The 11,074-nt window shown below is 66.8% G+C and carries 10 protein-coding genes; 4 read left to right on the forward strand and 6 right to left on the reverse strand.

Annotation, left to right across the window (positions count from 1 at the left end):
* Positions 1–209 precede the first annotated feature (209 nt).
* Positions 210–1,172 carry an IS110 family RNA-guided transposase gene (locus RMO40_RS18560; RefSeq protein ID WP_309724548.1) on the forward strand — a complete coding sequence of 321 codons (963 nt, stop codon included), beginning with the start codon at positions 210–212 and terminating at the stop codon, positions 1,170–1,172.
* A gap of 105 nt (positions 1,173–1,277) precedes the next feature.
* Positions 1,278–1,646 (forward strand): GtrA family protein, encoded by a 369-nt coding sequence (locus tag RMO40_RS18565; RefSeq protein ID WP_309724565.1) that lies wholly within the window; start codon positions 1,278–1,280, stop codon positions 1,644–1,646.
* Here the strand turns inward: RMO40_RS18565 and RMO40_RS18570 are convergent, their stop codons facing one another.
* Genes RMO40_RS18570 through RMO40_RS18580 form a run of 3 tightly spaced genes read right to left on the reverse strand, consistent with a single transcriptional unit; the run spans position 1,647 to position 3,844 of the window.
* Positions 1,647–2,465 carry a ChbG/HpnK family deacetylase gene (locus RMO40_RS18570; protein ID WP_309724550.1) on the reverse strand — a complete coding sequence of 273 codons (819 nt, stop codon included), beginning with the start codon at positions 2,463–2,465 and terminating at the stop codon, positions 1,647–1,649.
* A complete protein-coding gene (locus RMO40_RS18575) occupies positions 2,462–3,442 on the reverse strand; it encodes a glycosyltransferase (protein WP_309724552.1) in 981 nt (326 codons plus the stop codon). The genes RMO40_RS18570 and RMO40_RS18575 overlap by 4 nt, the downstream gene beginning before the upstream one ends.
* Before the next feature lie 36 nt (positions 3,443–3,478).
* Positions 3,479–3,844 (reverse strand): hypothetical protein, encoded by a 366-nt coding sequence (locus tag RMO40_RS18580; RefSeq protein WP_309724554.1) that lies wholly within the window; start codon positions 3,842–3,844, stop codon positions 3,479–3,481.
* An 80-nt stretch (positions 3,845–3,924) separates the two neighbouring features.
* Here RMO40_RS18580 and RMO40_RS18585 point away from each other — a divergent pair, with 80 nt between their 5' ends.
* Positions 3,925–5,580 carry a SulP family inorganic anion transporter gene (locus RMO40_RS18585; protein WP_309724556.1) on the forward strand — a complete coding sequence of 552 codons (1,656 nt, stop codon included), beginning with the start codon at positions 3,925–3,927 and terminating at the stop codon, positions 5,578–5,580.
* Positions 5,581–5,624: 44 nt separating this feature from the next.
* A complete protein-coding gene (locus RMO40_RS18590) occupies positions 5,625–7,097 on the forward strand; it encodes a glycosyltransferase family 39 protein (protein ID WP_309724558.1) in 1,473 nt (490 codons plus the stop codon).
* Positions 7,098–7,302: 205 nt separating this feature from the next.
* On the opposite strand, the gene RMO40_RS18595 is transcribed toward RMO40_RS18590, so the two are convergent.
* The 3 genes from RMO40_RS18595 to RMO40_RS18605 all read right to left on the reverse strand — a co-directional run bounded on the left by RMO40_RS18595 (position 7,303) and on the right by RMO40_RS18605 (position 11,068).
* Positions 7,303–8,541, reverse strand: coding sequence for a carbohydrate porin (locus tag RMO40_RS18595; protein ID WP_309724561.1), 1,239 nt, complete (start codon positions 8,539–8,541; stop codon positions 7,303–7,305).
* Between the two features lie 129 nt (positions 8,542–8,670).
* Entirely contained in the window at positions 8,671–9,762 is a 1,092-nt protein-coding gene (locus RMO40_RS18600; protein ID WP_309724563.1) for a sn-glycerol-3-phosphate ABC transporter ATP-binding protein UgpC, read from the reverse strand.
* A 1-nt stretch (position 9,763) separates the two neighbouring features.
* Positions 9,764–11,068 carry a GH1 family beta-glucosidase gene (locus RMO40_RS18605; protein ID WP_309724567.1) on the reverse strand — a complete coding sequence of 435 codons (1,305 nt, stop codon included), beginning with the start codon at positions 11,066–11,068 and terminating at the stop codon, positions 9,764–9,766.
* Positions 11,069–11,074 lie beyond the last annotated feature (6 nt).

Raw genomic sequence — 11,074 nt, forward strand, 5'->3', positions numbered from 1 at the left:
CAAGGCTTCGATACCTTGTATGTTCCCAAGGCCAAGTGTTTTGATGGCGCGCCGGCTGCGGCAAGACAGCTCGATCGATACCGGGGACGCTCACGTGATCCCGTGGCTGAGCAAAGAGCGTCTTGCCGCTTCTTCTCGACAACCCGAACGGTTGCTTGTGCACGCAGTGGCTTGCCACGCGTAGCCCGAATGTTTTTGCAAGGATGGGTATGAGTAAGACAGACCTGGAACGCTTTGTGGGCATCGATGTCGCCAAGGACACGCTGGACGTGTGTATCGATCCTTTGGACGGGCAAGCCGAGCAACATTTGCCTTACGACAGCGCAAGCATCGTCAGGCTGATTGGACAGCTCGCCACATTGGCTCCCACGTTGATCGTGTTGGAAGCCACCGGGGGCCTGGAGACCCGGCTGGCCAGTGAGTTGCTTGCGCAGGGATTGCCCGTTGCGGTGGTCAACCCGCGACAGGTACGTGACTTCGCGCGCTGCACGGGACAGTTGGCCAAGACCGATCGCATCGATGCGCGCGTGCTCTGCGCGTTCGCCCGAGCGATCCGCCCAGCGGCGCGCGGCATCCCGGATGCCGCCACGCGGGAGTTGGCCGAGTTGCTGGCCAGGCGGCGTCAGCTGGTGGAGATGCGCATGCAGGAGATGCAACGCGCTCATCAAGCGGCCTCCAAGCCGGCGCAAAAGAGCTTGAAGGCGCATATCGCCTGGCTGGACAAGCGCATCGAGGAGATCGACGGCGAGTTGCGCACGCGGTTGCGCCAGTGCGACGCTTGGCGGGCCAAGGACAATCTGCTGCGCAGCATCCCCGGCATCGGTGACGTCAACAGCTTCACGATGATGGCGCGCTGCCCGGAACTGGGTCAGCTCAATCGGCGCGAGATCTCCAAGCTGGTGGGCGTCGCGCCGCTGGCTTGCGACAGTGGCAAGTACCGCGGCAAGCGGCGCATCCAGGGAGGACGCTTCGATGTGCGCAAGACCTTGTACATGGCCGCCATCAGCGCCATTCGGCACAACGCCCCCATCAAAGAGTTCGCCCAGCGGCTCAAGGCCGCCGGTAAACCTTCCAAGGTCGTCATCGTGGCTTGTATGCGCAAGCTGTTGACGATCATGAATGTCGTCATCAAGACCAATAAACCTTGGAATCCCGAGCTCCATGTCGCTTGACATTGAACACGGTTGCTCAGCCCGAACGGTTGGCGCTGCGCCACCACCCTGGATTCCCGCCTTCGCGGAAATGACGGCGTCAGCCAGGCAAAGGCCCAGCGCGTGATGGTCAAAAGCTTCTTGCGCTACGTCCTCATCGGTGCCATCGCCACCACCGTGCACTACCTCGTGCTCATCCTGTGCGTGGAAGCGTTCAAGTGGCCCGCCTACCTCGGCTCAGGCCTCGGCGCCGTCATCGGCGCGCAAGTCGCCTTCTTCGGCAACCGCCGCTTCACCTTCGCCCACAGCGGCGCATGGAACACCGCCTGGCTCAAGTTCCAGACCACCGCTTTGATCGGCGCGCTGGTCGGCATGGCCATCGTCGCGACCGCGGTGAAGATGGGCTGGCACTACCTGCTCGGCCAGGTGCTGGCCACGCTCACGAGCCTGGTGATGACCTTCGCCATCAACCGCGCGTGGACGTTTCGGCGCTGACTAGGCGCGCACCCACGCCGCACCGAGCGTGACCTTCGCTTCCGCCAGGTCGCTCAAAAAAGCGTCACCCTCGAAGTAGGCGAACTCGCGCAAACGCGCATCGCCGATTGCGTCGCCCACATCGGCCACCTCGGCCGGGTGGCAAAACAGCAAGCCGCCTTCGCGTGGCAGTTGCGCCAGCCAGCGGCGCATCAAGCTGCGGTAGTCATGCGTGACGAAGTCATACGCGCCCAACAAGGCCGCGTTGTGGCGCAAGCCGCGCCGCGCGAGCTCGCGCTTCAACGCCCGCCCGCCGGTGCGCTCGATCACGAAGCGCTTGAACCCAAACCCCGGGCCCAGCAGACGCGCCGTGCTGCGCACCGCCGGCCGCGGCGACATCGGCGCGATGCCGTCGAGCACCACCTGGCGCAACACCGGCAGGTGGTGCACATGCTGGTGCCCATCGACCATCTGCGGCGCGCGGCCGGTGGCTTGCACAAAGGCGTCGAGCTGGGCCAGCCATTCGACGCGCAGAGCCGCCACCGGCAGCTGGTGCAGGTGCGACATCACCAGCAACCGTGGCAACGACGGCAGCGTGGGCCAGTGCGCCGCCAGCTCGCGGCTCAGGGGCTGGCCTTCGGTGAGGTTGAAGTGCAGGCCCACGGTGACGCTGGGTGGCAGCTCGCGCAACAGGGGCGCGGCTTCACGCCAGTGCGCTGTGTTGGTGATGCACGAGATGGCCGACAGGCGCTTGGCACGCGCGAGCATCGCGATGCCACGCGAGATGCCGCTCGACAAACCGAAATCGTCCGCGCACAACGTGAGCACGCGAGACGTCATGGCGCGGGCGTCTCGCCCGGCGCCAGCCCACGGCCTTGTTCGCTCGCCACCAGGTAGATCGGCCGCTGCTTCACTTCGTCAAAGATGCGGCCCACATATTCGCCCAGGATGCCGATCGACAGCAGCTGCACCCCGCTGAAGAACATCAGGCTCGTGACCAGGGTGGCCCAGCCGGGCACGTCGTGCCCGCGCACGAAGTGCTCGATCACGATCGCGATGCCAAAGCCGATCGCACCGACGGCGATCACCGCGCCGACACCACTCCACAAGCGCAGCGGCACGTTGGAAAACGCGGTCACGCCGGTGAGCGCCAGGTGGGCCAGGCTGCGCAGCGAAAAGCTGCTGTGCCCGGCCTGCCGCTCGGCGGGCACGTAATCAATGATCTCGGTGCGAAAACCGACCCAGGCGTACAAGCCCTTCATGAAGCGGTTGCGCTCGGGCAGCGACTTGAGCGCGTCGACCACACGCCGGTCCATCAAGCGGAAATCGCCCGCGTCGACCGGGATCTGCACCTTGCTGCCCTTGCGGTTGACGATCCAGTAGAAGAGCGCGGTGCCGGCTCGTTTGGCCCAGCTCTCGTCGGCGCGCGAGGCGCGCGCGGCACACACCATGTCGGCGCCCTGCTGCCAGGCGACGAGCATCCTGGCGATGATGTCCACTGGGTGCTGCAGGTCGGCGTCCATCAGCACCACCACCTCGCCGCGCGCGTGGTCGATGCCAGCGGTGAGCGCGTGCTCCTTGCCGAAGTTGCGCGACAGCCGCAGGTAGCGCACGCCGCCTTGTTGAACCCACGGCAAGATGGCGAGGGCGGTGCTGTCGGTGCTGCCGTCGTCGACGATCAGCACCTCGAAACGGTCGGTGAGCAAGGCCAGGTGCGGCATCAGCCGGGTCAACAAGGCCGGCAGGTTCTCAGCCTCGTTGTAGGCCGGCATGACGCAGCTGATGGAAGGGCGTGTGGAGCGAGGAGCGGCTTGCATGAAGGCGGACGTGGCACCGAGAAGACAGGCGGGACTTTACGTGGTCTTCAGCTCAGGGAACCGTTCTTTCAAGGCGACGATCAACGCACGCGCCGCGTCGGCGTCGTCGGGCAACGGGTTTTGCTGCGCCTTGATGCGTTTGATGTCGTCCACCATCTCGCGCAGCTGTTCGAGTGCGTGCTCACCGTCGGGCTCGAACTTCGTGTGTTGCACGCTCGCCACCAGCGCGAGCAGCAGGTCGCTTAGCACGCCGATCTGCTTGCCGTACGAAGCCACCTCGCGCAGCACACGCACTTCGGTGTCGCTGCTGCGCGCCTTGAGCAGCAGGCTGGGGTGGATGTCCTGGGTGACGGAGCCACTGAAGGGCCAGTGCACCTGCGGGTTGAAGTTGAGGTAGGTCATGGGGGGCTCCCTGCGGTTGAAGGTGCCATGGTGCGGCGCAGCAGAACCCGCCGTCAAGGGCGGGCGATGACAATCCGCCCATGTTCGCCACCCGCTTTCGCCAGTACAAACACGACGGCCTGAAAGACGACCTGCTGGCGGCCGCGGTGGTGGCGGTGCTGCTGATCCCGCAGTGCCTCGCCTATGCGCTGCTCGCCGGGCTGCCGCCGCAGGTGGGCATTTACGCCAGCCTGTTGCCGCTGCTGGCCTACGCCGCGCTCGGGTCGAGCTCGGTCAATGCCGTCGGGCCGACCGCGGTGCTGGCGCTGATGACGGCGCAAGTGATGGCACCCGTGATCGGGCCTGACGGCGTGAGCGCCACGCTGGCCGCGCTGGTGCTGGCCACCGAAGTGGGGCTGCTGCTCGCGCTGGCCGCTGTGCTCAAGCTCGATGCGCTCGCGGCGCTGCTGAGCGCGCCGGTGTTGCAGGGGTTTTCGACCGGCGCGGCGATTTCAATTGGCTTGTCGCAGCTGCCCGCCTTGTTGGGCAGCACGGCGCGCGGCACCAACGCGCCCGAGTTGTTCGCCTCGTGGTGGCGCAGCGGCAGCTGGGGGCATGCCACGACCGCAGGATTTGGCCTTGGTGCGCTGCTGCTGTTGACGCTGGCGCGGCGCACCCTGCCGAAGGCGCTGGCGCGCGCCTGGCCGCTGGTGGTGATCGGCGCCGCCGCACTGTTGGCCTGGGCCACCTCGGCGCCCTCGAAGGGCGTGGCGGTGGTTGGCAGCCTGCCACCGCTTGGCTTGCCGCTGGCACTGCCGCCGATGGACGCCACGCTGTGGTGGCAGCTGCTGCCCGGCGCCGCGTTGATCGCACTGGTCACCTTTGTCAGCAGCTTCGCCGTGGCCGAAAGCCTGGCGCTGCCACGCGGCGAGCATGTCGACGGCCGGCGCGAGCTGGCGGGCCTGGCGGCGGCCAACCTCGCCGCCGGTGTGAGCGGCGGCATGGTGGTCGGTGGAAGCTTTTCGCGCAGCGCGGTCAATGCCGACGCCGGCGCCCGCACCCGCATCACAGGGGTGTGGACCGCGCTCTTCCTGGCGCTCGCCGTGCTGGTGCTGGCCGGGCCGCTGGCCTGGTTGCCGCGCACCGTGCTGGCGGCGAGCATCGTGGTGCCGGTGCTGGCTGCCGCCGAGTGGGGCGCCTTCGGCCGCGCCTGGCGCTACTCGCGTGGCGAAGCGCTGGTGATGGGGGCAGTGGCCGCGCTCACCGTGCTGCAAAACACGCAGTGGGCGCTGGGCGTGGGCGTGGCAGTGTCGATTGCGCTGCTGCTCAAGCACACCGCGCGGCCGCATGCGGCGCTGATCGGCCGCGTGCCTGGCACCGAGCACTACCGCAACGTGGAGCGTTACGCGACCGAGCTCACGCAGGGTGTGATGAGTCTGCGCATCGACGAAAGCCTGCTCTTCACCAACGCGCGCCAGTTGCTCGGTGTGGTCGCGCACCACCTCAGCACCCACCCCGACACCCAACGTGTGCTGCTGCAGATGACACCCGTCAACCGCATCGACCTGAGCGGCCTGGAGGCCTTGCACGCGCTGCAAGGCGTGCTGCTGGAACGCGGCATCCGGCTCGACCTGTCGGAGGTGAAAGGCCCGGTGCTCGACGCCTTGCGCGCCGGCGGCTGGTCACGCTGGTTTCAAGGGCGGCTGTTTCTCAGCCACCACCAGGGCGTGAACGACGAGCAGGGGATGTCGGCTTGACGCCACTTCTACAATCGCGCGCCCTTCGCTCCACCCCTCTCGACATGACACGCCCCAGCCCCGCCGCGCGCGACCCTTTGTTGTGGTTTGCACTCGCCATGGCCGGCCTGTGGGTGCTGGTGCCAGCGCTCATCAACCCGGGCCAGGTGGGCGACCACTTTGAGCAGTTCACCTGGGCCCACAGCATGGAGTGGGGCTACCACAAGCACCCACCGCTGCCGACCTGGTTGCTGGCCATCACGCTGCAACTTGTCGGCGCCACGCCCTACGCCACGTACGGCGTGGCGGCGTTGATGCTCGCCGGCACCGCGCTGTTCACCTGGTTGCTGGCGCGTGAGCTGATCGGCGCGCGCCTTGCCTCGCTGGCCATCGTGTTGTGGGGCCTGCACTGGTCCTTCAGCTGGAAGGGGCAGATGCTCAACCACAACTCGGTGATGATGTGCTGCATCGCGGCGGCCGCGTGGCTGGCACTGCAAGCCTCGAAGCGTGAGTTTGCCTGGGGCTGGTGGCTGGGGCTGGGCTTGGTGGGCGGGCTCGCGATGTTGACCAAGTACCAGTCGGCCATACCGCTGGTGGGCGTGATCATCGCGCTGTGGCGCGCCGGCCACCTGCGCGAGCGCGACAAGCGGCTCGGCCTGCTGATGGCGGTGAGCGTGGCACTGGCGGTGTTTGCACCGCACGTGGTGTGGGTGGTGAACCATGACTTCGTGACGCTCAAGTACGCGTCGAGCACGGTGCAGCAGCTCGACATGCTGGGCCGCGTGCGCAAGCTGCTGTCGTTCAGCGCGCTGCAGCTGCGCATGTTGTTGTGGCCGCTGTTGTGCATCGGCGTGTTGGCACTGTGGATGCGCAAGACGCCGGCGGCAGCCGCTGTCGACGGCGCGGTCAGCGACCGCGAACGACAGGCCTGGTTGCTCGGCCTGCTGGGCTGGCCGCTGGGGGTGCTGGCCGTGCTGTGCCTTGCACAAGGCGTGCGCCTGCAAGACCACTGGGGCTTTCAGGCGATGCAGTTCGTGAGCCTGTGGTTGGCCTGGCAGTTGCGCCGCTTCGGGCCGCAAGCGGCCACGCGTCTGCTGGTGCTGGCGCTCGTGACCCACACGCTCGCCCTGGTGACCTATTCCCGCTCGGTGTGGGACCCACGCACCCTCGCCAAGCGCGAGCGGCCCGACCAGTTCTACCCGGCGCAGACGCTGGCCGACGCCGTGATGCGGTCGTGGAAACAAGCCACCGGCTGCCCGCTGCGCTACGTGGTGGGTGGCACCTACGAAGCCGGCATGGTGTCGGTGTATTCGGGCCAGAACCCGGTGGTGTTCGAGATGGGCTCGCCCGAACGTTCACCCTGGGTCGACGTGGCGGACGTGAAGCGCGCGGGCGCCGTCACCCTCTACCAACAGCCCCCGCCGCAAGGGCCGGGCGCACTGCCGCTGCACACGCTGGCGTTCAAGCTGCCGGGCAGCGAGAAGTCGCTCTACGACGTGTACTGGACCGTCGTCGCCCCGACGGCAACTTGCCGCTGAAAAAAGGCCCGGCCTTGCGGGCCAGGCCAACGCTCTGACATCAAACCACCGCCGTCGCCAGCGTGCTGATCAAACGACGGTGACTCCGTGGCGACAGAGGCATGAGCCCCCTGTCACCACAGCTCGGGCTGCGTTTGGGGCGTGTGGCAAGTCACGATCCCCCAACCGCGGCAAAGCCTGCCCCTTGGCGCAGCCCGGGCTGTTTTCACCACCAGGTTTCGGCTTGCACGCCCACCGACGTGCCGGCTTTCTTGTCGCCGAACACGGCCTTGGTGTTGCCGCTCAGGTTCAAGCGTGCGGCCTCGTTCCACACGGCGTGCGTCACGAACAGACGCACCGTCGGGCGTGAGCCGGCGTCCTTGCCAGCCGAGGCGGCGAGCGCCGCAGTCAGCTTGGTCATGTTGAGCTTGTCACCACCGGCTTCGGGCTTGACCTGGTCGTGACCGGCTTCTGCCAGGAAGCGGAACGGGCCGCCGAGCCAGGTGTCAGCACGCGCACCGATGGTGAACCACTTGTTGCCGGCCGCCGCGGCCTGCTTGTTGACGCGGTACTCGGTGATGAAGTCGACCGCCGTCGCTCCGAAGCTGGCGCTTTGCTGGAACACCACGCGGGTGTTCTTTGTTTCGCCGAACTTGTCGGCCTTGACGCCGATCAGGGTGTTGCCACCGAGGATCATGCCGTTCAAGGTTTGGTACACGCCCACTGCCAAGCCACTCGGTTCGCTCGTTGGTTCGACCGCCGGGGTGGTGCGCTGGTCATCGCTCTTCAGTTGTTTGGAGGGCGTGACGTACACAGCCAGCTCGCCGTTCGGCACGGTCTTGATGCCGGTCATGCGGATGGGCAGAGAGAAGCGGTTGTTGTTGACCGCCCGGGTTCCGGGGGCGGCCAGAGTGGTTCCCGGGCCATAGTTCGGATCCATCATGAACGCGACGCTCAGCTTGCCGACGCCGAGGTCCATGTCTTCGAGGCCCGCACCGTTGCCGTCGTTGTTCTCCAGGAACTGGTCGTTGATGCCGGTTTGCAGGCGGTTGTAGAAACGCCGTCCTGCCCAGACCTTGCCGTTGGCGAGCTGCGAGATCTTGTCGCCGTAAGCGTAGATCTGGCCGAAGCGCGTGGTCAGCGTGTCGGGGCCGGTGCCCGCCGTGCCGCCTTGGCCGGAGTCCCAGGCCTTGTAGACGCTGGGCATCACACGCACATGCCAGCTGGAGCCTTCGTACTCAGCGAGCTTGGCGTCGAACGTGGGTTCGATCACGTAGTCGCATTCGTTGCCGAGGCGGTACTTGGTGTCGGCGCCAGCGAGGCCGAAACAGACCTGGTTGCCGCCGGCGGCGTTGATGCCCACACCGGCGCGCATGTAGCCGGAAAACTCGATGGGCGGTGCAGCCAGTGCCGAGGTGGCGGCGCCTGCAAGCGCCATGGCGATGATCAGAGGCTTCGTTTTCATGGGTGTCTCCTGGTCTCCGTTAGGTTGGGGGGTCGTTCGCCTTTGAAGGGCGGCTTTTGGCCTGAAAGGGGTGGCCAAAACGGGTGAGCGCTTTTGCGCGTGTTCGGTGTGGGTTGTCCTTGGTCGACGTCAGTGCAGCGCGAGCGCCTGGCCATTGGCGTTGAAGAGCAGGGCGTGCGCGGCCAGCGGCACCAAGCCGATGTCTTGGCCCGCGCTCAGGCCGGGCTCGCCCGCCGGCAGGCGCAGCGACACGGTGTTGCTGCTGCCGCGCAGGCTGGCGTGCACGATGAGTGAGTCGCCCAGGTGTTCGAGCAGGTCGATGCGTGCGGCCAGGCCGTCGCCGCTGCGCGTGAGCGCGAGGTGCTCCGGGCGGATGCCCAGCACCAGCGGGCCGGATTCGTGCGCCGGGCAGCGGCCGGGCAGCGTGACGGTGCCGGCCTGGTCCACGCGCAGCTCGATCTGCTCGCCCTGCCCGGCGTCGGCGGTGCAGGCGATGAAGTTCATGCGCGGCGAGCCGAGAAAGCCTGCGACGAACTGGTTGGCCGGCTGCGCATACAGCTGCATCGGCGGGCCCACCTGCTCGATGCGCCCGGCGTTGAACACCGCAATGCGGTCGCCCAGCGTCATGGCCTCCACCTGGTCGTGGGTGACGTAGACCATGGTGTTGCCGATCTCCTTGTGCAGCTTGGACAGTTCGATGCGCATCTGCACCCGCAGCGAGGCATCGAGGTTCGACAGCGGCTCATCGAACAGGAACACCCGCGGCTTGCGCACGATGGCGCGGCCGATGGCGACCCGTTGGCGTTGGCCACCCGACAGCGCCTTGGGCTTGCGCGCCAGCAGGTGCGTGATCTGCAAGATCTCGGCGGCGCGGCCCACCGCGTTCTTGACTTCGTCTTTCGACTGGCCGGCGAGCTTGAGCGCAAAGCCCATGTTCTCGGCCACCGTCATGTGCGGGTAGAGCGCATAGCTCTGGAACACCATCGCCACGCCGCGCTGTGCGGGCGGTATGTCGTTGATGAGCTCGCCGCCGATGCGGATGTCGCCGTCGGTGATGTCTTCCAGCCCCGCGATCATGCGCAGCAAGGTCGACTTGCCACAGCCCGAGGGGCCGACGAAGACGCTGAACTCGCCGTCGGCGATGTCGAGGTCGATGCCGCGGATCACCTCGGTGTCGTTGTCGTAGCGCTTGCGGATGTTGCGCAGGGTCAAGGCAGCCATGTCAGCGATTCCCCTCGATGAAGTTGCGGTACCAGCCGGCGCTGTCTTTCGGTGTGCGCGTTTGGGTTTCGTAGTCGACGTGGATCAGCCCGAAGCGTTTGTCGTAGCCGGAGTTCCACTCGTAGTTGTCGAGCAGGCTCCAGTAGAAGAAGCCGCGCACGTCGACACCGGCTTGCATGGCGGCGTGAATCGCTTCGAGGTGAGTGCGCATGTACTCGATGCGCTGGGTGTCGTTCACACGCCCGTTGACCACCGTGTCGGCATTGGCCAGGCCGTTTTCGGTGATGTAGACCGGCGGCAGCGGGTAGTCGCGGTTCACCTGCAGCAGCAGCTCGGTCAAGCCCTGGGGGTAGTTCTCCCAGCCCATGTCGCTCGCACCTTGCAGCTTGGGCGCGGGGCGCGGCGGCTCTTCGCTGCTGGCCCAGATGCGGGTGTAGTAGTTGATGCCAAGGAAGTCGAGCGGCTGGGCGATCACGTCGAAATCGTTTTCATGAGCAACCGGATAAATGCTCACCCCGGGGGCGGTGGGATAGCGCTTGAGAAAGATCGGGTCCATGAACCAGCGCACGAAGAGCGCGTATTCGCGCTCGGCCAGGGCCGCGTCGGCCGCGCTGGCGGTGGCGGGGGTCACCGACGACTGGTTGAGCACGATGCCCAGCGGTGTTTTGACACCACCCGCGCGCATGGCGAGCAGCGCCTTGCCGTGCGAGAGCAGCAGGTGGTGCGCCACCTGGATGGCGAGCTGCGGGTCACGCGCGCCGGGGGCGAACTGGCCGATGCGGTGGCCCAGGTGCGCGGTGCACCAAGGCTCGTTGTGGGTGCACAGCGTGGCCAGGCGGTCGCCCAGGCGCTGGCCCATCATGACGGCGTAGTCGGCAAAACGGTCGGTGGTGTCGCGCGAGCCCCAGCCGCCTTCGTCTTGCAGGGCTTGTGGCAAGTCCCAGTGGTAGAGCGTGGCGTGCGGGGCGATGCCCTTGGCCAGCAGGGCGTCGACCAGGCGGTCGTAGAAGTCGAGGCCTTTTTGATTCCACGCACCCTTGCCGGCGGGTTGCACACGCGGCCAGGCGATCGAGAAGCGGTAGGCGTCGACGCCCAGGCCGGCGATCAGCTCGACGTCTTGCGGGTAGCGGTGGTAGTGGTCGCAGGCGACGTCGCCGGTGTGGCCCTGGAAGGTGTTGCCCGGGGTGTGGGAGAAGGTGTCCCAGATCGACTTGCCACGGCCATCTTCGTGGGCCGCACCTTCGATCTGGTAGGCACTGGTGGCGACGCCCCACACAAAGCCGGGGGGAAATTTCTGCTGGGTCACGCGTCG

The organism is Rhizobacter sp. (assembly GCF_031412075.1).
Taxonomy (GTDB): domain Bacteria; phylum Pseudomonadota; class Gammaproteobacteria; order Burkholderiales; family Burkholderiaceae_C; genus Rhizobacter.